Consider the following 23,473-nt stretch of genomic DNA (forward strand, 5'->3'; position numbering starts at 1 on the left):
AAACGAGAGTTTATTAAGGGAGGGTTTGTTCATGGGTGTTCATGAAAACGGGGTTTTCTAACAATTTAAGGCTTAATGAGTAGATGAAAAGCAACTGCATTTCAAACGGACGACAAATGGGAATGGAGTAAAAAATGCAGGAGAGAATAATAAACGATTTAGCTGAAAGCAGAATTAATTGGAAGCTGGCATTGCTTTTTATACCTGTCGCGTTTCTGACATATCTTTTTCATGAATTCGGGCATTGGATTGTTGGAGAGATATTAGGAAACGATATGATTATAAGTCTAAATCATGTAGAACCAAAGAGCGGATTCTTCATCGATGAAAGTCATGCTCTATATTCCGCTATGGGAGGACCGGCATTTACCATACTTCAAGCGATGATCTTTTTATTAATCATTGAAAAAACAAAGAGCCTTTATGTATACCCCGCTGTCTTTTTTGCGGCCTTCGTCCGCTTTTTCTCGATTATATTTGGGGGATTTAATATGCAAGATGAAGCAAAGATATCGGCAATGCTAAATATGGGCACCTATACAATAGCGATTATTGTCATATTGTTGTTATTTCTGCTTATATTGAGAAGCAGCTATGTATTGAAAATAAGTCTCAAAGCCAACTTGTATTTTTTTGCAATCAGCACTATGTGTATACTTCTGGTAATTGAAACGGATAAACTGCTTTATTAATTAAAAGCCTATACTACTCCATCAGCAATGGTTTTCATTATTCTTGACAATCTGGCTGCGGGATTAGATAAAGATGAGATACTAAAAAGCTACCCCTCTCTAACGGTTGAAGATATTAATGCCGCGCTAGCTTATGCTGCAATGTTGACCAAGGAACAGGTTATCGCAATCTAGGGGGATATTGATGAAATTCAAGATTGAGCGCCCCGCGCGCGAAGCACAAAACACTGACTGCGCTCGGAGAGACTCTTCTGGTCTTTCTTTCGGACGGGGGTTCGACTCCCCCGCCTCCACCAGACTAATAGCGAGTGATCACTCGATAAAAGACCCGCAAGGGTCTTTTTATAATGCCCCCATTGTCAAGACACGATAAGTGGATTTCTACGTTAAATTCCTTTCTAGTTTTGATATTTTCAAGCAGCTTGGGTAAGCTCGCCATGGCAAACCTGGTCTGGGCACAAGTCTCCGATTGAGGAATGCGGCTGATACGTATTATACTCATGTTAATGGATTTTCTTAGTTCTCTGGGAGTCATCACGCAGACTATGTTAGTGCCTGCCGCCATCCTGAGAACCTAATATTAATGGAATACTGAAATTATAAAGGTGAAAATAATGCTTTTTGTGGAACTGTTAAAAGCGGTTTTTTTAGGAACCGTGGAAGGGATCACCGAATGGCTTCCGATAAGTAGTACCGGGCATATGATTCTAGTTGAGGAATTCCTCCAATTAGAAGCCACAGCAGCATTCAAAGAGATGTTCTTTGTGGTCATACAGTTGGGGGCCATTATGGCGGTAGTCCTGCTCTATTGGCACAAGTTGAATCCCTTCTCGCCTGACAAATCCAGTCAGGAGAAGAAAGATACCATGCTGATTTGGTATAAAGTGATGATTGGAGTAGTTCCTGCCGCAGTATTAGGGTTTCTGTTTGATGATTGGCTCAACGATCACTTTTACAATTATTTAACGGTTGCAGTTATGCTGGTTGTATATGGAATTCTTTTTATTGTAATTGAAAACCGCAATCAAGGACGTCAAACCGGGATTCAGACATTCAACGATTTATCCTATAAAACAGCCTTTTTTATAGGAATCTTTCAGGTCTTGTCATTAATTCCTGGGACGTCACGTTCGGGCGCTACCATCCTGGGTGGGATTTTACTGGGTGCTTCTCGTTACATTGCGGCAGAATATTCGTTCTTCTTGTCTATTCCTATAATGTTCGGGGCAAGTGCATTAAAGATCTTTAAATTTGGTTTTAGTTTGACGCTGTGGGAAATCAGCATTTTATTAACCGGCATGGTCGTAGCATTCGTAGTATCTGTGCTCGCGATCAAATTTTTAATGGGGTATATTAAAAACCACGACTTCAAGGTCTTCGGATGGTACCGAATAGTCTTAGGGGTCTTGATCCTCACATATTTTGCATTATCTCCATTTATATGATGATGATAATCTAAACCCAATAGCCGGGTTACAAATAATAGTTGCTGCGTTCAATGGCCTTTTTGGTTGCCCGAGTGTGATTTGTTTAAAATATCGAAGTAAAGTAAAAGAAAGCGATTATTTATATGGGAAACAATAAAACCGGGATATTCATGGCAATCATGGCGGCGGCCCTTTACGGCATAAGTTCGCCTGCTTCAAAACTGCTGCTTATTGAGATACCGCCGACCTTAATGGCATCACTATTATATCTTGGTGCTGGTCTCGGAATGCTAGTAGTCCATGGGATAAATGTATTAAGCCAGAGAGAACCAGTAGAAGCGAAAATGAATATAAAAGATTGGCCTTATATAGTTGGCATGATTCTTCTGGATATTGCTGCACCTGTTTTGCTTATGCTGGGGATTACCATGACGACTGCGGCCAATGCTTCTTTACTGAATAATTTTGAAATAGTGGCTACTTCTCTAATAGCCCTTATGGTATTCAAAGAAGCAATCGGGCGGAGAATGTGGATTGCTATCACGCTTATTACTCTTTCCAGTATGCTTTTGTCAGCTCAAAATTTAGGCAGCGTCACTTTTTCCAGCGGATCGATATTTGTTTTGCTGGCATGTGTTTGTTGGGGATTTGAAAATAACTGTACCCGCATGCTGTCTCTAAAAGACCCTATGCAAATAGTAGTAGTGAAAGGATTTGGATCGGGTATCGGGACTCTCATCATTTCCTTTTTCCTGAAAGAATACAGCAGTAATTTAATATATATTGCCCTGGCCTTACTATTAGGTTTTGTCGCTTATGGACTGAGTATTTTCTTTTATATTAAAGCACAAAGAGAACTTGGAGCTGCAAGGACCAGCGCCTATTATGCCGCCGCGCCATTTATCGGGGTTTTAGTTTCCTGGCTGGTGTTACAGGAGGGAATGACCGGGACTTTCTTAATCGCGTTAGTTGTCATGCTTATCGGTACATATTGTGCTGTGTCAGAAGCGCATGAGCACGACCACGTTCATGAAGAGCAGGTTCATGAGCATAAACACAACCATACCGATGCTCATCATCATCACTTGCATGATCTCGAAATCATAGGTGAACACAGTCATGAACATACTCACAAAACATATGAACATAAGCATTCGCATTGGCCGGATCTTCATCACCAGCATACGCATTAGCAGGTTGGATGCGGCATGTATTTTTGAATAGCTTATGAAAACAAGTGATGCATGGCGGTGCAGTGCTGCTGGAGAGCCCTGAGCCATGGTATGTCTGCCCCATGCCACGCCGGTCTGCGAGCTCTGTCCTCTGCAGACCATGTGTGCTGCTTATCGGGAGGGGACGGCGAACAGGCTGCCGGTTAAATCTCCCCCCAAGTCCCGCACCATGCAGCAAAGAACCGTGCTGGCCTGGTTTTCCAGGGCAGGACCCTGATCCGGCGGCGCTCTGGGGAAGGGTTGCTGGCGGGTTTATGGGAATTCCCCAATCTGGATGGCTGCCTGGTTGGAGCAGCAGGGGCTGTGTCCCCTTGACGGGGAATAGTGGAGCATACGTTATATCGCCGGATGCTGTCAAAACTTAGTATAAAATATACAACTGACGCGGAGGTGATTCTCATTCGGAAGCTGCCCGGTGAACACAAGCTGATAGCCATCGTCCTTGGAGCAGCGCTGACGGTTCTGGCCCTGATGCTGCTGGTCCGGCTGCCGGTGATGCTAGGCGGCGCGCCGAAGAGCGTCATGGTCACGGAGCAAAACGGCGTTTATGACCTGACCGGAATCATCGCTCCGGACGCTCCCGCGATTTACCTCGCCCCCGGCGATACCTATTATCCCAACACCTACTTATCCCCGGAAAACGCCGATACCGCTGTTCCCGAGGGCACCGACCGGTTCGGGGAAATCAGGGCCGACTACCTCTCCCAGCGGTTTGTGCTGAAGGTTCCTGAAGACAGCGGGGTATACGCCCTGACCTTCAAGCTCTCCGGCCGCCACGCCATGCGGGTCTATGTAAACGGAGCGCTTGCGGGGGAAACCGGCAGACTCGGCGCCACCAAGCAGGACACGGAGGTTTGGGAAAACAACATCTCCTTTCACGGGTCGGCGACCGCCAACGGAGAAATCGACATTCTCTTGAACAGCGCGCAATTTTACCATGCCAAGCGCGGGGCCACCCTGGCCGAGCTCTATCTGAGCGAATCCGCAACGGGTTCCGACCCGTTCTTTGCCGAGCGGATCAAGGGAATCGCCATTATGGGCGCGCTTTTGTGCGCGGCCGTCTTGCTGCTGGGTATCTACCTGCTGCTCTCCCGCACCCGGGCTACCCTGTATTTTGCCCTGGCCTGCATCGTCATGGCGCTGCGGGAAAGTATCCAGAGTCAGGCCTGGACATACTTTCCTCTATCGGGAAACGTCTCTTTCATGCTGGAATACCTGAGTGTGGTGCTGCTGACAATTCTCTTGTCGCTGTATCTGGGGCAGTACGCCGGCAGATTCATGAGCGTCATGCAGTATGCTGCCATCGCCGGCTCACTCTTGTACGGCGCCTGCGTTCTGTTAGGCGATTCCGTGTTCTATACATCCGCGCTCGGCTATTATCAGGCGCTGCTGGTGCTGACCATCGTTCCCGGTATTTCCAGCCTGTTCTGGAAAATGCGCCGCCCGACCAAGGAGCAGGCCGCCGCCATGTACGGCATCGGCGTGTTCTTTCTGGCCGCCGTGGGCGATATCCTCATGTACAGCGATATTTTCGGCGACGCGAAGGTCAACCTGCCTGTCTCCGAGGCCGCCATGCTGGTCTTCGTGCTGGCACAGACGGTCTCCCTGTTCCTCATGAACAACCGGGTGCTGTCGCAAGTAAAAGAGCAGCGGCAGCGTCTGGCGGTGGAAAAAGCCGCACTGGAAAACCTGGATCAAATGAAGACGGAGTTTTTGGACAGTGTCTCCCACGAGTTAAAAAACCCGCTGGCGGTAATTTCCGGCTATGCGCAGAACGCTGAGCAGCAGCTGCTCTTGTCTCCCCACAAAACTGCGGAGGCAGTTGAAAAAATTAAAGTGATTTCCTCCGAGGCCAAGCGGCTGGGGCTTATGGTGGGGCAGATTCTCGATGTAACCCGCATCGAGGAAGGCCGCATGACCATTGAACCGAAAATTTGCGGCGCTGACGAAATCATCAATATCGCCATCTCCATTTATTACCCTATCCTGAACAAAAACAACAACCGGCTGGAGCTGCACATCGAAGAAAGATTGCCGGACATACTGGCCGACCCCGAACGCGTTTCTCAGGTAATTGTCAACCTGATTTCCAACGCCGTACGCTTTACGGTGAACGGTCTGATTACCGTGTCCGCCGGACCGGAGGACGGCTTTATGAACATTAGTGTTGCCGACACCGGAACCGGAATCAGCCCGGAGCTGCTTCCTTTTATCTTTGACCGGCATGTCACAAAGAAAAAATCCGGCGGCGGTCAGGATATCGGCACCGGATTGGGTCTTTACATCTGTAAACACATTGTGGAAGCTCATGGCGGAAGGATTTCCGCCGTAAGCGAGGAGGGGAAGGGCAGTACCTTCAGCTTTACACTGCCCATTGCCGGGGACTAATAGCGCACTTTGCTGAACAGGTAGCCGTCCTTGCCGCTGCTGCGGATTTCAAACCAGCCGTCGTTATTCATAGCCAGTTTTTTGCGCAGGTTGGTGATATGTACCGTGATGGTCCGGGAGTTTTCCGCGGCTTCGCCCCAGGCGCGTTGATAGATTTCCTCCCGGCTGAGCCTTTGCCCCGGAAACTGCATAAAGCAGATTAAAAGCTGATATTCTTTTTTGGTAAGGTTCACCGGCTGACCGGACAGGGTTACTTCTCCGGTCAAGGTGTCAACGGAAAGGGGCGGAAGCTCCAGAACCCGCTGTGCGGCAATTCCCGCACGGCGGAGCTGTGCAGCTATCCGCGCGCCCAGGATACTCATATTATAGGGCTTGGTGACATAATCGTCTCCGCCTCTGAGTAAGCCCTTCACAACGCTCTCATGTTCATCCCTGCCGGTTAGGAAGATGATGGGGGCGTTTGTTTTTTGCCGCAGTTCCATGCAGAAGTCCCAGCCAAGGCCGTCCGGCAGCATCACATCCAGCAAAATCAGGTTCGGTGTGTGTTCTTCCAGCAAGAAGCGTGCCTGGGCAATATTCTCCGCACAGGCCACAGTGTAGCCCTCATCCTCCAAATATTCCCGGTTCATAGACAGTACTTGCTCCTCATCCTCGATTATCAGGATTCTTGCCGGTTTCATTTTATCTTTCACTCCACTCTGGATTTTCCCTTAAAGAAATTCCATATTTCAAGATTATTGATTAGGGGAGAAAAATCCTTCAAAAAAACTGTTAAGATTTCTTAGCAATTTACACAGAAGCTAAAAGGGGTACTAGACTGGAAATGCTTGGTGGGGAACAGGGAACTATGAGGAGGTGAGCGAGATGGAGAAAATCCGAATGGTCGGTATAACCTGCGGGGGGGAAAGCATATCCGATGTTTTGCTGGATATTCACTTCATGAACGGCCAGACCGTCATAATCCCCCTTGGCGACAAGGCCCGTGACCCTTGCTTTACCGCGCTGTTTCAGGATGAACGCCTGTTTTCGCCGCAGACAGACGGCGAATGTGTTTACTGGCCCGACGGTTCCCGCCTGTCCTGTGCCGAAATCTTGAATATGGTACGGGGGGGCGGGGGATGAACAAGCGAAGAATACTCAGCGCTCAGGCTAATGACGAAAACCCTAATGAAATCATTGTGGAGCTGGATAACGGAACCACCATCCTGCTGGATTTGGGGCCGAAGTTCAGCGCCCCGCTGTTTGCCGAGATTCCCAGGCTTTGTCTGCCTCGTACAGACGGTGAGCGGGTGTACTGGGTCAACGGGGCCAGTTTGCATCTGGATGAAATCATGGAGATGCTCACAGACCGAACAGACCCGGAAATCAAATTAAAGAACGGAGGTAATTGAAAAATGAAACGGACAGGCAAAAAACTCGTCGGTGTACTGCTGACGCTGGCCATGATGCTGTCCCTGCTGCCGGCGCCGGTATCGGCGGCCGTTACCGACACAAATGACTGGGCGATTTTTGATGCTGATGATCAGTACAATTTGCCGGAGACCCAGGAGGTCGTACTGCAAAGGATGCTCCAGAATAACACCAATTTCGTGGCTCCCTGGGGCACGATTGTCAAGGAGATTATCAAGCAGCAGCGAGGCTCCGACCGCCTTAGTGTCGGCCCTTATATTCATTATCAGGAGCTGACCAACGACTCTCCTCTGATCATGAAGTCCTCGCTGTCGGCCGCATATAATGAGGCTGCCGGCAAACTGATCAGCGCCATCAACACTTTGGACGGCTATTACCCGGATGACTTGAAACCCACAAAGGACTTTCTCAACAACCAGGGCAATAGAATCGCCCAGATCGAAACGGAAGGCCCTGCCTTTGCCCGGTATCAGATGAAGAAACTCACCTCTGCCAGTCCTGAGTTCGGCAACTTTTACGGCGGTGCCGGCGCCATCACCATTCAGTTGTTCTACGACTTCAAGGTCGAGGGGCTCCCTGGTAAATTCAGTACCCCGGACTTTGAAGTGGGCGATACCGAAGCGGAGCTGAGTTCTAAGGGCATTACCTTTGCTTTGGGCGGCAGCAGCGACAGCTACACGGTAAAGGCTGAAAACGCCAACGATTTCCCAAACACCGTACAGAAGAGCTATACTTACGAAAAGAGCACCTCCACCTCCACCGAGGTATCCAACTCCTACTCGAAGGAGTGGTCGGAGGAGACTACTGTGGGCGTGGATATCGGCATCCCCGTCGTTTCCCTGGCCGGCCTTAGCGTCAAGGTGGAGCAGAAAGTGGGCTATTCCTACGGCCTTAGCAAAACCTATTCTTCCGCCCAGTCCGATACCTATAGCCAGTCCATCAGCGACACCATTGAGGTGCCTCTGCCCCCGCATACCGGCATCGATATCGACGTCAGCATCGTCGATTCCACCACCTCTATCCCCTATACCGGCGCGGCGCGCGTCACCTATAAGACCATGGTGGTCTATGCCGCCGGTATCGTGGCATCTGACGAAGGCGCCGGATCCGTGAAAAATGAGAACGGCTCTTTCTCCTTCGGCGACGGCGCCTACTCCGCCATCCTGGATTTGGACCGCAGAATCGTCAACGCTATGGGCCCCGATTCCGATCGCGACCGGCTGGATCTCAGATCTACCGACAACGGCCTGATGGCCAACTCCGCCTTTAAGCCTGCCGCCGACAAGCTGCGTTCCGGCCAGCCCTATTCACCCTACGGAGGCCTGTTCAACTATACCTCCAAAGGCACCACCATCATTCCCAAAAAGGTTGTGCCACTCTATCCGGCAGCGCGTTTTGTGCCGGACACCGAGAGTATTACCCTCTATGAACAGCAGTCTCAGCGGCTGGACGGCATCAATGTCTCGGCCTTAAACGAATGGGACGTGCCGTACTATGGCTTTAACGCCCGGCTCGACGGGGAATGGACGGTGGTGGACGAAGACGGCGACCTCAATATGGAGTACGCCGAGATTGGCGCCGACCGCAACAGGAATCCCATCGTACGTGCGCTGAAGCCCGCAGGAGACATGGAGCTCTACCTTAGATACGCACCTAACTCCGCTAAGGTGGCCATAAGCGATGACTGTTTCATCGAAGAAATCCTGCTGACCATCAGACCCGTACCTCTTTCAACTGTGACATTGACGGGCAGCTTTGACGAATTTTATCTCAACGACGGCAGCAACACTACCGATATCTCCGGTCTTACGGTGACTGCGGAAGACCTGGAGGGTGAACCGTTCACCCCCAGTGATATCAAGTGGTATGCTGAAGCTGCCGATGGCATTACTGTGGACGAGGACACCGGTGAGATCGACTTCGACAAAGCCGGCACCTATCAGATTTACGCCATCGTCAACGAGGTGGAGTCAAACCGGGTTTCCCTGACCGTGCTGCCTCCCCGCTATCTGGCGGAGATAACTGTCGAGGATACTATCCCCGCGCTGATTTGGAACGATGACAGCAAAAACAGTTTCGATCTATCCGACCTCACAGTATCCGGCCAGGATCAGTACGGCGACTCTTTCATCCTGGATCCTGACGAATATCATTGGACTTTGGGGAAAGAGGGTTACGCCTCGATTGCAGGCAATATCCTGACCGGCCTTGTAGTTGGAACCGATACCCTGACCCTTTCCTATCCGACCGAGGCCAGGGACGCAGAGGGTGCCCCCTTGGGGGTCATATACGCTCCACCGCTGGCTGTCACGATAAAAGCACTTCCCTATATCAATGAGCTTTATTATGATTCGGGCGCACCCATGGCCCGGGAAGGGGCAACCTACGATTTGAACCAGATCCCGTTGCGGGCCCGGGATCAGCACGGCGATCCCATAGAGCTCCCTGACGATATTACCTGGAGCCTGGCGGAAAACAATCAGACAGACGCCAGCATCGACGCTGAAAAGGACCAGTTGACTGTTCCAGAGGGTACGGTTCCTGAGGCCTCTGTGGCTGACGTCATCCTGGAAGCATATTCGCCAACAGCCGACAGAACGGCAAGCAATGTGGTTGTCAAAGTACGCCAGAAACCTGTGTTCAAGCAGCTGACTGCGGCAATGACGAGGGATCTCCTTTTACGGGTAGACGAAAATGCCATGCTCAACCATTATTTCACCGCTGCCGGCTATGATCAATACGGGGAAGGGTTTTTACCGGAGCCTGTATGGCATTCCAGCAACCCCGCTGCCATCCAGCTTAACGGGGGTATACTGCACGCCCTGGTAGAGGATGCAGAGAGCCTGATTTACGCTGACTGTGAAAATTCCAGAGGCGAGACCATTACCAGCAACAAGATTCCTCTGAAAGTTGGCGCCCCGCGGCGGCTAAGCAGTATCAGTGTGAACAACGTTCCGCAATCCGTAGCCCTAAATGCGGTTCTGTCTCTGAATACGCTGGCGGTGGCCACCTTCGACCAGTATGGCCAGAAATTTACCGCTGAGGAGCTTGAGGCTTACCCGTCATCAATCCGCTGGACGCTGGAAAATTACGGGACAACGGCTGCCATAAACGAAAATACCCTTTCTTTTGGAAGCCAGAGTGGCAAAGTGACCTTAATCTGTGCCTGCGTCAACTCCGACACCGGAACAAGCTTTGTGGAAAAACGCCTTGATATCCGGGTCGGCCCGTACGTTTCCGCAATAAGCCCCGCTTCGGCCAACATGCCTTCTGCGGGGGGAACAAACGTCATTACCCTGACCGGCGTAAGCCTGGAAAATGGCCTGCGTATTTCGGCCTTTGACGGAACGGGAAGCGCTGTCCCGGGTATAACTGCAGTTACCACGGGTACCGGCACGCAACAAAAGGCGACCCTCAGCTTCCCTGCCAACAACGATACTGCAGACGCACAGACTTATACCTTGAAGCTTTCCTACAATGACGGCACTGTCTACGAAGCGGCACCTGCAGCCATCGTTACTGTTGCTAAGAAGGGCAGCGGCGGAGGCGGCAGTGGTGGTGGAGGCGGCGGCGGATTAAGCCCCTCCGGAACCTTGATTGACAGCAAAGGCGGCACAGCAAGAAAGGATGACGCCAAGGCGGTAATTCCCAAGGGCGCCGTTGATACCACCATCAGAGTAACCATCACCAAAATAGACAGTTCAGGTCTTACCTTCCCTAAGGGATACAGGCTGGTGAGCAGCATATTTGACTTCAGCAAGGATAAGAGCGGTAATTTCAACAAAGACGTAACCATTACCCTGCCCTTTGACAAGAGCAAGGCAGATCAGGAAAAAGATGAGCTGGCAGTCTTCGGGTGGGACGGAAGCAATTGGAACATGCTGGACAATATTGAAGTAGATTGGTCCGCAGGAACAGTCAGTGGTACGACAGACCACTTTGCCAAGTTTGCGGTTTTGGCAAAAGCCAAAACCGGTATTGAACCTGTGGTACCTAAAGAGCCGGAAGTCCCGTTTGCGGCTTTAAATGATATTTTAGGCCATTGGGCCGAAGATGCCATTCGCAGCCTGGTTGGATCCGGTGCAATTAACGGGTATTCTGACGGCACCTTCAAACCTGATAAGACAGTCACCCGGGCTGAATTTGCTCAGATGCTTGTGAATGCCATGGAAATCCCGGCTGCTAATAATAGCGAAGTATTTGCCGACACTGAAAGTCATTGGGGCAAGGCATCCATTGCCGCCGCCTATGCCGCAGGAATTATCTACGGCTACGGGGACAACAAATTTGGTCCTGATGACCCGGTTACCCGGGAACAGATTGTAGCCATGGTAATAAGAGCAGCCAAACTGACAGGCCCCTCTGGGCAGTTAAGCTTCGCCGACAATGAGGCCATCTCCGATTGGGCGAAAGAGCCTGTTGCAATAGCTGTTGCCAACGGATTAATCACCGGCTACAGTGATCAAACCTTCAGACCGGGGAACAATGCCACCAGGGCTGAAGCGGCAGTGATTATATCCCTAGCTTTAGAGGCAGGAAAATAATACTATAGGTTAACGCAAGCGTAATATTGCTGTTAACTCGATAGAAAACAGCAGCTTTTGAACACATTAAAACACCCCCGGACGTGAGCCCGGGGGTGTTTTCTGGGAAAAGTATCGTCTAAGTTGATTTTGTTTACTTTAGTTGAATGCCAATCCATTGATTAAATCGATACTGCTGACAACTTCCGGTGGTAAACATGGTCTGTTCAAAATCTGCGATAGAAAGTCTTAAAGGACAATATAGACGTTCCCATCCTCATGGTAACGGCCCGGACCGAATCCGCAGATAAAATACGGGGCTTGGGCTTGGCGCGGACAATTATATCGCGCGGGATACCGTCTTAATCTGTAACATTGTCATTGTCTGATTTGAAACCATGCGAAATAACCCCGCATGGCTTTTTGATGTCCATGGGGGGACTAATGCGGTTGCATGGACGGAAAAAAGCGGCGCGTTTACCTTGCTTTTGTTTAGAAATAATTTAATTCTTGGTACACTGGCTTGCTTGTTGACCTATATCGCACAGAAAAGGCGTTCGGTGGTGTGATTCGCCAGAATGTGACCCAGGAAATAAGCATTAAAACTTCCCCGGCATTGCTTAAAAACAACCTCTACAAAGGAAATTGTCGGAGTATAAAGAAGATATTTCAAAGGTATATTATAGGCTAGTACAATACTCCAGTAAATCGTTTAGCCTGAAAGATGTCATCAAAATTATCAAAGCTGGAATTGCCAAAGGAGGGAAACGTATGAGCTCCTTTGTACTTGGTTTTCAGGATATTGATCAAACCAAACTCATGGTTGTTGGGGGCAAAGGCGCCAACCTGGGGGAACTTGCCAAGATTGAAGGAATACGCGTACCGGATGGTTTTTGTATTTCTACTGAAGCCTTTAAAAGAATCATTGTGGAAACCTCGTCGATTAACGAATTGCTTGCTCATTTATCGCTTCTTAAGGTGAAAGACCGGGATAAAATCGGTGAACTCAGCGGTGAGATTCGCAGGATCATAGAAGGGATAGCCATCCCTGAAGATATTCGTGCAGAGATCACCCGCCACCTCTTAAGGTTTGGAGAAAAAAATGCCTATGCAGTACGATCCAGCGCAACTGCGGAGGATTTACCGGCGGCCTCTTTTGCCGGCCAGCAAGACACATATTTGAACATTATCGGTAAGGAGGCGATCCTGAAGCATATCAGCAAGTGCTGGGCATCGCTATTTACCGAGAGGGCAGTAACTTACCGCCTGCAAAATGGCTTCGACCACCGAAAAGTCTACCTGTCTGTAGTTATTCAGAAGATGGTCTTCCCGCAGGCGGCAGGAATTTTGTTTACCGCCGATCCCGTCACTTCCAATCGGAAGGTGTTATCCATTGATGCCAGTTTCGGACTTGGTGAGGCCCTGGTCTCCGGCCTGGTGAATGCTGATATTTATAAAGTACGTAACGGCAAGGTGATCGATAAGAAGATATCCACCAAGAAGCAGGCTATTTATGCCTTAAAAGACGGCGGTACGAAAGCACAGGAGATCCTGCCTGAGCAGCAGAACAGGCCAGCGCTGACAGATGAGCAGATTTTGCGGCTTGAAGGCATAGGCAGAAAGATCGAAAAACATTTCGGCTGCCCCCAGGACATCGAATGGTGTTTGGCTGATGATGGATCAAAAGGGGACATTCCTCCAGGGGAGGTGTGTCCACTGACCTTATTCATTGTCCAAAGTCGGCCCATTACAACGTTATACCCTGTCCCCGCAGCGAATGATCAAGAAAATCACGTCTATGTATCTGTCGGCCACCAACAAATGATGACCGACCCCATGAAACCATTGGGATTGTCTTTTTTCCTGTTAACCACTCCTGCACCCATGCATAAAGCTGGTGGAAGGTTGTTTGTCGATGTTACCCATATGCTGGCTTCGCCTGACAGCAGGGAAACTTTATTAGATACCATGGGACAACACGATCCGCTCCTCAAAGACGCGCTCATGACCGTTATAGCGCGAAGAGATTTTATAAAATCGTTGCCAGATGATCAAAAAGAACAGAGTCCCGGTAAAAGCAATAAAGTTATTTCGTCTGCGGGTTTTCGTACCCAGATCGAAAACGATCCGAACATCGTCGCTGATTTGATTAAGCGCAGCCAAACATCGATAGAAGAGTTAAAACATAACATCCAGACGAAATCGGGAGCGGATTTGTTTGATTTTATCCTGGAAGATATCCAGGAATTAAAGAAGATTTTATTTGATCCGCAAGGTTCGCGTCTGTTTATGGCTGCTATGGATGCTTCAGCCTGGATCAATGAAAAAATGGAGGAGTGGTTGGGTGAAAAAAACGCAGCGGACACACTTTCTCAATCCGTACCCAACAATATCACTTCGGAAATGGGTCTGGCGCTAATGGGGGTCGCGGATGTGATTCGCCCTTATCCGAAAGTCATTGCTTATTTACAACAGGTAAAAGATGATAACTTTTTGGATGAGCTGGTTAAGTTTGATGGCGGACGGGAAACCCGAGACGCTATCTATGCTTATCTCAGCCAATACGGAATGCGCTGTGCCGGAGAAATCGATATTACTAAACCTCGTTGGAGCGAAAAACTAACTACCCTTATCCCCCTGATTCTCAGCAACATCAAAAACTTTGAGCCCAATGCCGGCAAACGGATATTTGAGCAAGGGCGGCGTGTTGCTTTGAAAAAAGAACAAGAGTTATTAGAGCGGTTGCAGCAATTGCCGGATGGTGAACAAAAAGCCCAAGAAACAAAACGAATGATCGACCTGATCCGGAATTTTATGGGTTATCGTGAATATCCCAAATACGGCATGATCAGCCGCTACTTCGTTTATAAGCAGGCTTTACTGAAGGAAGCCAAACAACTCGTACAAGTGGGCGTTATTCATGAAAAAGAAGATATCTACTATCTCACTTTTGAAGAACTTCGCGAAACCGTACGTACAAATAAACTGGATTACCAGATCGTAAGCATTCGAAAAGACGAGTACAAATTCTATGAAAAACTAACTCCCCCGCGTGTGATCACCTCTGATGGCGAAACACTCTCCGGTGAGTACAGCCGGGAAAATCTCCCGGCCCAAGCTATAGCAGGCCTGCCTGTTTCTTCCGGAGTAATAGAGGGGCGGGCACGCGTCGTTTTAAACATAGAAGACGCTGTTCTGGAAGAGGGAGATATATTAGTTACCTCCTTTACTGACCCTAGCTGGACGCCATTGTTTGTATCCATAAAAGGCCTAATCACCGAAGTTGGAGGACTGATGACCCATGGAGCGGTTATCGCCCGTGAATATGGCTTACCAGCGGTTGTCGGAGTGAAAAATGCTACCAAAATAATAAAAGACGGACAGAGAATCCGAGTAAATGGAACGGAAGGCTATGTGGAAATACTATGATTGGGAAGAGGTTGTCGTTGAAAGATTGACGAGGGGGTGTGCGTTTATTAATAGTTGATGCATTCGCCAGATGAGTATTACACGAACACTTATTACTGTAAAGGTGGCCTTGCAGTAACGATTTGGTTCTAATATTAACAATAAAAAGAGCGGTTAAGATGTTATTCTTAGCCGTTTTTTGCGTTTATTTATGGTTTTGTCTATACTTTTTCACTCGTTCTGCTGTCTTTTTTCGCTTAACTTCTTTTGCACATTACAGAAAAATTTACACCCCCCTGACCGGCAAACCGGTCAAAAACTTCTACGATAATGCCGGGCAGAAAGCTTAGCGATGAAGGTCACGTGGGGTTACAAAAGTTTTACCTGAGCTTGCATTGATTTTACATATGCTTGCCTGGGAAGTTAACATTGTATCTCTATAATTTTCATTAGAATCCAAAAACTGAACGCAAGGAGGGAAGCATAGGTTATCGGTATTGTAGCCAACATTATGTAATTATAAAGGAGGTACAAGACTTGAAGTTAAGAAAAGCCATATCCAGTTTACTGCTATGCGCCACTATTACTACTTTCAGTTTTTCCACTGCCGCCCTGGCCGCTGATAGTTCATTGCAGACCCCCAGCCAGATTGCCCTGGCTATGACTAGTGAGCCCACGACCAGCATAAACATAAATTGGACAACCCTTGACACTGCCCTTACGGATCCCATAGTAATGGTCTGGCAGGCCAATAAAAAAGAGAGCAGCGCAGTGCAATTTGACGCCAATGTCGAAACAAGAACGGTAACAAGTTCAACAATTACGGGTGTAACCGAGAAAAACTTTTATTCAGCTACCATCACGGGGTTAAAACCAAACACTGAATACAGTTACAAGGTTGGTACTGCGGAAGAAATGAGTGAGGAGCGCGGTTTCGAAACAGCTCCGAATAATAACGGTAAGTATACCTTCCTGTATTTTTCCGATTCACAAGTTAAAGAAAATCATTCCCGGGCATGGCAAGCCAACCTGGATATGGCCCAAGAAATATATCCAGATGCCAGTTTCGCATATATTGCCGGAGACCTCACCGATAAAGCTCAAAACGAAGGACAATGGGAATCTTTCTTTAATCAGACCGGCAATGCCATGTTCAATGAAGATTTCAGCGGCAGCCTGATTTCTGAGCTGCCCCTGGCCGCCGCTATGGGTAATCATGACTCCAGCAATGGCGGAATTGGAGGCATAAGCAGTCATTATACCTGGGATAATGAAGTTGAGGGTGTACCGGTGTCTTATGCTTTTGATTATGGTGCTGCACGGATGATTATCCTGAATTTGGAAGCAGCCTATTCTCAGAACAGTGACGCCAACCGTGAAGCTCAAACTGAGTTTTTAAGGGAAGAAGTTGCCCAGGCAAAAGAAGAGGGCAAATGGATCTTCGTCGGCTTCCATAAATCCTTATATTCTGGGGCCAACCACATGGATGATCAAGATGTCATCTACAACCGAAAGTATTGGACGCCTATTTTTGCCGAACTTGATGTTGATTTCGTTCTTCAGGGGCATGACCATGTTCTAAGCCGTGGTTTTGTACAGGAAGACGGCAGCGCAGCGGATATTACCAGACAGATCTCAGACCGTGAGTATATGGCTAAAGATCCTGACAATACACCCCTCTATTACGTTGGTAATACCGGCAGCAGTCTAAAATTCTATGCGCCCATCATGGACGACAGCTGGATCCAGCAAGACGACCCGGTGGCCCCTGACTTTGGCTATCTGGACATAAATTCAGCCTTACCAGCCGGTTATGTCTCAGAAATCACCGGGAAAGTCCTGAATCCCGGACCCTGCACTAATGATGATCTGGAGGGTGTTGATCCTGATTTCTTCCGCACCCCGACCTTTACAGCTATAACCGTGTCAAAGGGAACCGTTGAATTTAACACCTATATGACAGGTTTTGATCCTAATACCAACTCTATCGTTGAAGATACTTTCCTTTATGACAGTATCAAAGTTACTAGATAATTGCAGGTATAACGAGAGATCAATAGATAGTATCCACAGCAGATAAAACAGGATAAGGTACAATAAACCCGGTCAAATGGATAATATTTGATGACCGGGTTTTTTTCAGCAAGCGCCAATCGGTACCGCTTTAATAACAAGGCATTTATGTCTTTAGAGATTACATTGAGTAAGAAATAGGAGAAAGATTCAGAGGGGGAAAAAATATCACTGCGCCCAACTACTTCAGGTTTTATTTCAGCCTGACTCCGTGGGCGTAAAAATAGTTTCTATAGTTACTTCAAAAAAGCGTGCTATTTTGAAAGCCAGTTTAAGAGAAGGGTCGTACCTTCCTTTTTCAATGGCGTTAATAGTGGCCCGCGTAACGCCCAGCTTGTTGGCCAATTCCTCCTGGGTCAGATCATGCATGGCGCGATAAACCTTCAGCTTATTTTTCATTATTGTTTCATCTCCAAAAGGACCAGGCTGGCAAACCAAAAAAGCAGTCCTGCAATTAATATACCTATCCATAATCCTAATTGGCCAAGGGCTATCCAGGGCTGTATAATTGCCCCTATGATTAAGAAATTAAGAAATATAAACGCCAAAGAGCCCGACCAGGCATAATGCAACACAATTCTTTCGTCTATAACCGGGTCAGGGAAAAAATGACTGACTCCAAACCTTTTGGCGAGATAAAAAATTATAACAATTCCTAGAATATAAATAACCAGCATACTTTCCCCGCTTGGATTAATAGAAAATATGGAAAGAACAGCTAGAACCACTCCTACCAGAATAATAGGCACACTAAGTGCGGTAAGAACTAATCCAATCCATAATACAATGGGTTTTTTGGGCGCTATATCAATAAAAAAAGCGATCGCAAGTCCGGCGGCCGTTGCCAAAAGCCGAACCGGATCGACAATGCCCTCCTTGAAAAACTGAACTATCACACTTATGATCAGAAACATTACTACGAATACCCCAAACCAAACCAGTTTATTTTGCATAGTGTTTTTCTCCTTTTGGGTTTTTCAATTTAGATTGTATAATAAGCTGCTCTAAATGTAAATAATATTTTACTTTTTATATCGCATACTTTACATAACCATCGTGCAGAGAAGAGCAGAGAGACTCTTTGTATCATCATCATGATAAAAGCTATGATAATAAAGCGTGATTTGAAGGGTTTGATTTAAATGGAAATTTATGATAATAAGATTAACAATAGGTAAAGTTCTTAAATATCGTCGGCTGAGTTTCGCCTATCATATTTAGTGCGTTTTTAGACGAGAAGATGAATAGAGAATGGATTTACGTAGGGATGGAGATGAAAGAATGGCTGTAGAGAAACAATATTTATCGGATGTTGAAGCGATATTAACGCACAGATACGATAATGGAGGCGATCTTTGGGCCACACTCGACAAACGTCTTTTAAAAGGAGCCCCGTTCTCAACCCTGGAAAGCGTACTTTTCCTGTTAGAATTGGGCATGGAACCTGCCGAGCCTTTGCTTCAAGAAGCTGCCCAATTGTTTTTCAGCACCTGGCAGGAGGATGGACGTTTCAAGATGTACCCCAAAGGCTCTATCTACCCATGCCACACCATCCACGCCGCCAATGCGCTTTGCCACATGGGGTATGCCTCGGATGTCAGGCTGCAAAAAACATTCCAGCATCTTTTGGATATTCAGTATATTGACGGCGGCTGGCGTTGTAACAAGTTCAGCTTTGGCCGAGGCCCGGAAACAGAGTATTCAAATCCCTTCCCAACACTTACCGCTCTTAATGCTTTTCGCTTTAGCGATTATCTCAATAAAGAACCGGCACTTGACAAGGCTGTAGATTTTTTGTTGGGGCATTGGATAATCAGGAGGCCGATTGGCCCTTGTCACTATGGAATGGGCACATTGTTCATGCAGATCGAATATCCCTTCCGCAATTACAATCTTTTTGTGTACGTCTATGTTTTATCCTTTTATAACCGGGCCAAGGAAGACAAGCGGTTTCTTGAAGCCTTGAAAGCACTGGAATCCAAAACGATCGATGGACAGATTGTGGTTGAGCGCGTCGTTCCGAAGCTGGCCGGGTTTTATTTCTGTAAAAAGGGTAAACCGAGTACATTGGGAACAAAACGCTATCACGAAATCTTAAATAACCTTGGCGGAAAGAGATAGCCAGTATAAGAGAACAGTTAAGCGCCAGCCAAAGCAATTCTCCGGCTGGCGCTTTTTTTTAATCCGCATCAAGGTCGAAGATGTTTTTAATGGGCGATAACATCTTACTAACGTGTGTTTTCGGTTTTGTTGTCAAAGATGTTGTTATTGCAATTATTCTCTATATTGCCCCCTTTATTATTAATGATATTGTTTTCCTGCACAATATTTTCATCGCCGCTGATTTGGATACCGGTTCCTTGGTTTTTCTTCACAAGGTTGGCAAATACAATATTTTGGTTGCTAGAGATGTCGATACCGTCGCAAATGTTAGCTTTAATACCGTTGTTCACCACGATGGAGTTGTTTCCCAACAGTAACTTTACGCCGTTGGAAGTATTGTTTTCAACCCGGTTGCTGTATAACAATGTGTTTTGACCCTTTGTAAAGATGCCTTCGCCCTGGTTCCCATAAATACTGTTGTTGATAACGGCATTGCCAGTAGCGGCAGGGGTCCAGATTTCCAAGCCGTGGCCGCCGTTATTATTGATAACGTTTTCAATTAACCAGTTGCTTGTTGAGCCAGGGTTTGACCAACCAAGTAATACGCCAACGGAGAAATTGTTACGAATGGTGTTTTGGTAGAGCAAGTTGCCGGTAGAATCTTCAAAGATAATACCGTCGGCGTTGTGGTTTTGAAAGATGTTCCCAATGATACGGTGGTAACCGCCTCTATAAATCCATATCGATCTGTGGGAATTTTGAATAACAAAACCAAAAACTTCTACATTGTACGTATCGTCAAGTTTGATGGCGTTCTCAGAACTCGTACTGGACTCAAGAATTACACCATGTTTTACTTTTGCAACAATCCGGATGGAGTTTTGGCTGACTATTATTGATTCTTTATAACTCCCTTTGTCCACCAGTACGATGTCACCGGGGTTTGCGGCATCAACGCCGAGTTGTATCGTATCTCGATCTTGTGGGACTCGAACTATTGCCATTAATATCACTCCTTTTTGGGACCCTAATTTAGTTACTGAGTTTTTATAGCTTATGATTATTGGAATTTTATGGTGAAAGCTTAATGAACAATTGGCTTTATACCCATTTTTTGCACATTTCCAACCTAAAAAACCTCGCTATTTCTTGCGATTTAGCGAGGTTTTTGTTAAGGAGACGTATAGGTTTTAGAAAGGGTTTTAGAAGCCGGTGCGAAGGTTTTTCGGCATCACGATTGGTTTGTCCGGTATAATTTGATATATTGCTGGAATAACCGGCCCTTGATCGCTAATTTTGTTGCCTGTCACATATGCGCTGGCTGGTAAAACTCTGCGCACTTCTATGAGGCTTGAACCATACCAGTAGGAAAAGCTATCAATTATTCCTATAGCGGTGGGGTTTCCTGAGCAGGTGTTTATTATGCAAGGTTTGCCGTTAATTACGCCCATGTATATAGCTACATGGCCTATATGTGTCCTGGCTGGGGCATCAGAGTTCCAGAATGTGAATATGTCGCCGGGTTTCAGCTTTTCTACGCCTACCAGGGAGTATTTAGACGTTCCGGATATTTTATTCGCATAAACACCCTGAACCTTTACCCCTACTGAGCCATAGTTTTTGGCTGCCGAAGTAATGGAGTATCCGAAATCTTTGTATACCAAAGAAACAAAATTAGAGCAGTCGATATAACCGGTGGCAGCATATTTTGTATGCCCATACTTCATATAGCCATATTCCATGTACCAAATTGCGCGCCCGACCAGAGTTTGGGCAAGGCTGCCGTCAAAGTTGGCCCGGAAAGAGTCAACTATCGGTTTTTCGTGGCTATTATAATGACTGATACTGGCTGCAGTGGGCAGTTTGGCGGAGGCTGATACCGGGGGCGACGGCGCTTTCCCTGTTAATGCATCATTCAGGGTTGCCTTGGTTTTCAGACCAACAATGCCATCCGTTTTCAGGCCTCGGGATTTTTGAAAACTCACTGCAGCATCACGAGTTTTTGAACCAAACCATCCGTCTATACTATATGAGTAAAAGCCCAATTTAGTGAGATCCTGCTGCAATTGGCTGACGGCTGAACCCCGGCTGCCCAGGATTAGATCTTCTGTACCATAACTGTCCTGTGTTAATGCATCATTCAGAGCTGCTTTGGTTTTCAGACCAACAACGCCGTCCGTTTTCAGGTCTCGGGATTTTTGAAAACTCACTACAGCATCACGAGTTTTTGGACCGAACCATCCATCAACACTATTTGTATAAAAGCCCAACCCGGCAAGGTCTTTCTGCAACTGACTGACGGTTGAACCTCTGCTGCCCAGGGTTAAATCTTGTGCGCCATAATCACTGGCCCCGGTTGGCAAAGGTATTATAGCCACCATAAGTAAGGCTAATACACACCAAAAAAACAATTGCTTGCAACGTAACGTTAGCATCAGTTCCTCCTTTCAGAAGTCAGCAATAAGAAGACGACATTCATTTCATTTAAGTTTCGTATGTAATTTTTAAACATTTCCGTTAGCGCCTCCTTAATATTAGATAATTCGGCTCAGATCTTTTACTACCTTTTGGTAAATATGGGCAAATAAATCAGCGCTGGTTCTATAACGGGCTTTATGGCCAGATTTTCCTGTTTGATTGATCGGCAGGCAATAGTGGCAAATAATAGTAGAGGCTGCGCTCAGCCTCTACTAGAATAATAGCGAGTGATCACTCGATAAAAGGGTCTTTGGTGTTAGGTGAGGTTTGGCATGCTTTTAAAAGATTGGTAGGATTCAGGTTGGGAAGTAAGCGTTGAAAACTCAGACAATTTCATCGCGGGCACTTTGCGGGTTCCTAAAAACCTTGCAAAGGCTCCATGAAAAAGACCCAGGCCATTAAAGTGGTCTGGGTCCCTTTGATTGTTTGGAATAGAGCCTGCTAATGGGCTATCTATCAGGTGGACAGATGAAATAATCCCGTACTCAGATATTTTTCTCCCCGGTCGGGGAAAACGACTACTACGAAGCCTTCCTCTATATCTCTGATGCATTCCAGTGCGGCGACCATGGCCGCTCCGCTGCTCATACCCACAAAAATGCCTTCCTGGGCCACAACGGTTCGGGCCATGGCAAAAGCATCCTCAGATTCAATCATAACCCTGCGGTCGATCTGGGCAGGATCGTAGATTTCCGGGACTATGGCCTCCTGCATATTTTTAAGGCCTTGGATATAATGGCCCAGAACCGGATGTGCCTCAACAATCTGAATGTTAGGATTTTTGGCTTTTAATCCCATGCCTACTCCCATAATGGTTCCTGAGGTGCCAAGAGCGGAAACGAAATGAGTGACCTTGCCTCCGGTGTCCTCCCAGATTTCGTTGGCGGTAGTTTCATAATGGGCCAGCTTATTATATTCATTGGAAAACTGGTTGGGCATGAAGTACTTATCAGGATGGTTGCGGCAAAGTTCATGAGCTTTCCTGATGGCTCCATCCGTACCTTGAGAGGCATCCGTAAGAGTAGTTCTGGCTCCGAAAGCCTCAATCATTTTGCGGCGTTCCACGGAAACCGCTTCACTCATGACTATTTCAACCGCATACCCTTTGACGGCGCCTATCATCGCCAGACCGATCCCTGTATTTCCAGAGGTGGGTTCGATTATGGTTTTTTCCTTCGTCAAAGCACCGCATTCTTCCGCCTGTTCAATCATTTTTATGGCAATACGATCTTTGATGCTCCCGGTTGGATTAAATCCCTCCAACTTTGCGTAAAGCGGGATATGCGGCTTGGGGTTCAGCTTATTTATCCTAACAAGTGGAGTGCGGCCAATGGTATCGATAATGTTGTCGTACATATGCTTTCTTCCTCCATTTTACTATCCAACACTATATTATATAGCATCTTCCACAATAAGCGTGAAAAAAGTATGCCCGGTATGTCGTTTGATATAAAGAGAATATGGATATTGTGACCGGGTTAAAAATGGAACCATCTCAAGTTTATTTGCATTATCTATGGTGATGGCCAATATTATTTATAAGGTGGTGATGATAATGCAGCAGAAGAGAAGGAAAAGAAGAAGAAGGAGAAAAAAATGCGTATGTGTCAAATGGAGATGTTGGTAATCCATATCTGACCGTTCCCTCATTTCAGTCTTTTAAACCATACGGCGCGCAAGCCTTTTCAGCCCTAAGAAGTATAATATATAATGATCAAATACAACCGTAATAAATTAAC

At 47.1% G+C, this 23,473-nt stretch carries 17 protein-coding genes and 1 pseudogene; 12 read left to right on the forward strand and 6 right to left on the reverse strand.

Going from position 1 to position 23,473, the window contains the following annotated elements:
- Positions 1-134 precede the first annotated feature (134 nt).
- The 5 genes from B2633_RS11865 (at position 135) to B2633_RS11885 (ending at position 5,739) form a co-directional block, all read left to right on the forward strand.
- The gene (locus tag B2633_RS11865; protein ID WP_483170890.1) at positions 135-692 is read left to right on the forward strand and encodes a hypothetical protein; all 558 of its coding nucleotides are present in this window, start codon (positions 135-137) and stop codon (positions 690-692) included.
- 27 nt (positions 693-719) lie between these two features.
- Positions 720-866 (forward strand): DUF433 domain-containing protein, encoded by a 147-nt coding sequence (locus tag B2633_RS11870; RefSeq protein ID WP_483170892.1) that lies wholly within the window; start codon positions 720-722, stop codon positions 864-866.
- Positions 867-1,306: 440 nt separating this feature from the next.
- Positions 1,307-2,137, forward strand: coding sequence for an undecaprenyl-diphosphate phosphatase (locus tag B2633_RS11875; RefSeq protein WP_483170910.1), 831 nt, complete (start codon positions 1,307-1,309; stop codon positions 2,135-2,137).
- Positions 2,138-2,262: 125 nt separating this feature from the next.
- Positions 2,263-3,312, forward strand: a complete 1,050-nt coding sequence (locus B2633_RS11880) for a DMT family transporter (RefSeq protein WP_483170893.1) — start codon at positions 2,263-2,265, stop codon at positions 3,310-3,312.
- A 429-nt stretch (positions 3,313-3,741) separates the two neighbouring features.
- Complete coding sequence (locus B2633_RS11885) at positions 3,742-5,739, forward strand: sensor histidine kinase (protein WP_483170894.1); 1,998 nt, start codon at positions 3,742-3,744, stop codon at positions 5,737-5,739.
- Here B2633_RS11885 and B2633_RS11890 read toward each other — a convergent pair.
- On the reverse strand, positions 5,736-6,419 hold the full coding sequence (locus B2633_RS11890; RefSeq protein ID WP_483170896.1) for a response regulator transcription factor: 684 nt from the start codon (positions 6,417-6,419) through the stop codon (positions 5,736-5,738). The two genes, B2633_RS11885 and B2633_RS11890, sit on opposite strands and share 4 nt — an antisense overlap.
- A gap of 184 nt (positions 6,420-6,603) precedes the next feature.
- Between B2633_RS11890 and B2633_RS11895 the strand changes: the two genes are divergently transcribed.
- The 6 genes and pseudogenes from B2633_RS11895 (at position 6,604) to B2633_RS11920 (ending at position 17,114) form a co-directional block, all read left to right on the forward strand.
- Positions 6,604-6,861, forward strand: a complete 258-nt coding sequence (locus tag B2633_RS11895) for a hypothetical protein (RefSeq protein ID WP_483170898.1) — start codon at positions 6,604-6,606, stop codon at positions 6,859-6,861.
- Entirely contained in the window at positions 6,858-7,130 is a 273-nt protein-coding gene (locus B2633_RS11900) for a hypothetical protein (RefSeq protein WP_483170899.1), read from the forward strand. The genes B2633_RS11895 and B2633_RS11900 overlap by 4 nt, the downstream gene beginning before the upstream one ends.
- Positions 7,131-7,133: 3 nt before the next feature.
- On the forward strand, positions 7,134-11,693 hold the full coding sequence (locus B2633_RS11905) for an S-layer homology domain-containing protein (protein ID WP_483170900.1): 4,560 nt from the start codon (positions 7,134-7,136) through the stop codon (positions 11,691-11,693).
- A gap of 243 nt (positions 11,694-11,936) precedes the next feature.
- Positions 11,937-12,025: pseudogene (locus B2633_RS11910) on the forward strand (DNA-binding response regulator); the annotation flags it as partial.
- Positions 12,026-12,443: 418 nt separating this feature from the next.
- Complete coding sequence (gene ppsA, locus B2633_RS11915) at positions 12,444-15,101, forward strand: phosphoenolpyruvate synthase (RefSeq protein WP_483170901.1); 2,658 nt, start codon at positions 12,444-12,446, stop codon at positions 15,099-15,101.
- A gap of 516 nt (positions 15,102-15,617) precedes the next feature.
- The gene (locus tag B2633_RS11920; protein WP_483170903.1) at positions 15,618-17,114 is read left to right on the forward strand and encodes a purple acid phosphatase family protein; all 1,497 of its coding nucleotides are present in this window, start codon (positions 15,618-15,620) and stop codon (positions 17,112-17,114) included.
- A 237-nt stretch (positions 17,115-17,351) separates the two neighbouring features.
- Here B2633_RS11920 and B2633_RS11925 read toward each other — a convergent pair whose 3' ends face one another.
- Positions 17,352-17,552 carry a helix-turn-helix transcriptional regulator gene (locus tag B2633_RS11925; RefSeq protein ID WP_481042438.1) on the reverse strand — a complete coding sequence of 67 codons (201 nt, stop codon included), beginning with the start codon at positions 17,550-17,552 and terminating at the stop codon, positions 17,352-17,354.
- On the reverse strand, positions 17,552-18,106 hold the full coding sequence (locus tag B2633_RS11930) for a hypothetical protein (RefSeq protein ID WP_483170904.1): 555 nt from the start codon (positions 18,104-18,106) through the stop codon (positions 17,552-17,554). Before B2633_RS11930 ends, B2633_RS11925 begins: the two co-directional genes overlap by 1 nt.
- A 328-nt stretch (positions 18,107-18,434) precedes the next feature.
- On the opposite strand from B2633_RS11930, the gene B2633_RS11935 reads away from it, so the two are divergent.
- Positions 18,435-19,274, forward strand: a complete 840-nt coding sequence (locus B2633_RS11935) for a prenyltransferase/squalene oxidase repeat-containing protein (protein WP_483170905.1) — start codon at positions 18,435-18,437, stop codon at positions 19,272-19,274.
- A gap of 107 nt (positions 19,275-19,381) precedes the next feature.
- Here the strand turns inward: B2633_RS11935 and B2633_RS11940 are convergent, their stop codons facing one another.
- The 3 genes from B2633_RS11940 to B2633_RS11950 all read right to left on the reverse strand — a co-directional run bounded on the left by B2633_RS11940 (position 19,382) and on the right by B2633_RS11950 (position 23,090).
- Positions 19,382-20,260: a right-handed parallel beta-helix repeat-containing protein gene (locus tag B2633_RS11940; RefSeq protein WP_483170907.1), complete on the reverse strand. Its 879-nt coding sequence runs from the start codon at positions 20,258-20,260 to the stop codon at positions 19,382-19,384.
- Between the two features lie 198 nt (positions 20,261-20,458).
- Positions 20,459-21,691, reverse strand: coding sequence for a peptidoglycan-binding protein (locus B2633_RS11945; RefSeq protein WP_483170908.1), 1,233 nt, complete (start codon positions 21,689-21,691; stop codon positions 20,459-20,461).
- A 499-nt stretch (positions 21,692-22,190) separates the two neighbouring features.
- Complete coding sequence (locus B2633_RS11950) at positions 22,191-23,090, reverse strand: PLP-dependent cysteine synthase family protein (RefSeq protein WP_483170909.1); 900 nt, start codon at positions 23,088-23,090, stop codon at positions 22,191-22,193.
- Positions 23,091-23,473: the final 383 nt, after the last annotated feature.

This window comes from Syntrophomonas sp. UBA1041, from assembly GCF_002316705.1.
In the GTDB taxonomy this organism is placed as follows: Bacteria; Bacillota; Syntrophomonadia; order Syntrophomonadales; family Syntrophomonadaceae; genus DTU019.

Coding starts and splice junctions, on each gene's coding strand:
- B2633_RS11865 (WP_483170890.1), top strand. CDS start 135: ATGCAGGAGAGAATAATAAACGATTTAGCTGAAAGCAGAATTAATTGG.
- B2633_RS11870 (WP_483170892.1), top strand. CDS start 720: ATGGTTTTCATTATTCTTGACAATCTGGCTGCGGGATTAGATAAAGAT.
- B2633_RS11875 (WP_483170910.1), top strand. CDS start 1,307: ATGCTTTTTGTGGAACTGTTAAAAGCGGTTTTTTTAGGAACCGTGGAA.
- B2633_RS11880 (WP_483170893.1), top strand. CDS start 2,263: ATGGGAAACAATAAAACCGGGATATTCATGGCAATCATGGCGGCGGCC.
- B2633_RS11890 (WP_483170896.1), bottom strand. CDS start 6,419: ATGAAACCGGCAAGAATCCTGATAATCGAGGATGAGGAGCAAGTACTG.
- B2633_RS11895 (WP_483170898.1), top strand. CDS start 6,604: ATGGAGAAAATCCGAATGGTCGGTATAACCTGCGGGGGGGAAAGCATA.
- B2633_RS11900 (WP_483170899.1), top strand. CDS start 6,858: ATGAACAAGCGAAGAATACTCAGCGCTCAGGCTAATGACGAAAACCCT.
- B2633_RS11905 (WP_483170900.1), top strand. CDS start 7,134: ATGAAACGGACAGGCAAAAAACTCGTCGGTGTACTGCTGACGCTGGCC.
- ppsA (WP_483170901.1), top strand. CDS start 12,444: ATGAGCTCCTTTGTACTTGGTTTTCAGGATATTGATCAAACCAAACTC.
- B2633_RS11925 (WP_481042438.1), bottom strand. CDS start 17,552: ATGAAAAATAAGCTGAAGGTTTATCGCGCCATGCATGATCTGACCCAG.
- B2633_RS11930 (WP_483170904.1), bottom strand. CDS start 18,106: ATGCAAAATAAACTGGTTTGGTTTGGGGTATTCGTAGTAATGTTTCTG.
- B2633_RS11935 (WP_483170905.1), top strand. CDS start 18,435: ATGGCTGTAGAGAAACAATATTTATCGGATGTTGAAGCGATATTAACG.
- B2633_RS11940 (WP_483170907.1), bottom strand. CDS start 20,260: ATGGCAATAGTTCGAGTCCCACAAGATCGAGATACGATACAACTCGGC.
- B2633_RS11945 (WP_483170908.1), bottom strand. CDS start 21,691: ATGCTAACGTTACGTTGCAAGCAATTGTTTTTTTGGTGTGTATTAGCC.
- B2633_RS11950 (WP_483170909.1), bottom strand. CDS start 23,090: ATGTACGACAACATTATCGATACCATTGGCCGCACTCCACTTGTTAGG.